A 499-nucleotide genomic window follows, 5' to 3' on the forward strand; every position below is an offset into this window, starting at 1 on the left:
GGTTTGATAAGCGAGCGCGGCTGCCGCTCAGCGCGGCAGCACTTCCACCGTGCCGCTCATGCCGGCCTCGAAATGGCCGGGCAGCAGGCAGGCGTAGGTGTAGAGGCCGGGGCGGTTGAAGGTCCACACGAGCTCGCCCTGGTCGCCGGGGGCAACATGCACCGCATGGGCTTCGGCATGCGCCATGGCGGGGTTCCGCAGCATGGCGGCGGCATGCTCGCGCAGGCTGGGCTCGGTGCCCAGCACCAGCTCGTGCATCACGTAGCCGTCGTTGGCCAGCTTCAGGCGCACGGTTTCGCCTTCGCGTACTTCCAGCCGTGCCGGCGAGAAACGCATGCTGTCGTGCAGGCTGACGGCGATTTCGCGGCTCACCGCGGCGGCGTCGCCGGCGATGCCCCAGGCCTGCTGGGCGGCGATGGCCGCGCTCGCCCATCACCATGTAGTCCGGCACCAGCTTCTGGATTTTCTCCACCAGGCCGCGGTGATCCACGCCGATCAT

General features: G+C 68.9%; 1 protein-coding gene. It reads right to left on the reverse strand.

Translation table 11 applies throughout. From position 1 onward, the window contains the following. Nucleotides 1-27 precede the first annotated feature (27 nt). A complete protein-coding gene (locus GRF61_RS24290) occupies nt 28-372 on the reverse strand; it encodes a cupredoxin family protein (protein WP_348982480.1) in 345 nt (114 codons plus the stop codon). Nucleotides 373-499 lie beyond the last annotated feature (127 nt).

The sequence above is a fragment of the Azoarcus sp. TTM-91 genome, from assembly GCF_012911025.1.
Classification (GTDB): Bacteria; Pseudomonadota; Gammaproteobacteria; order Burkholderiales; family Rhodocyclaceae; genus Azoarcus.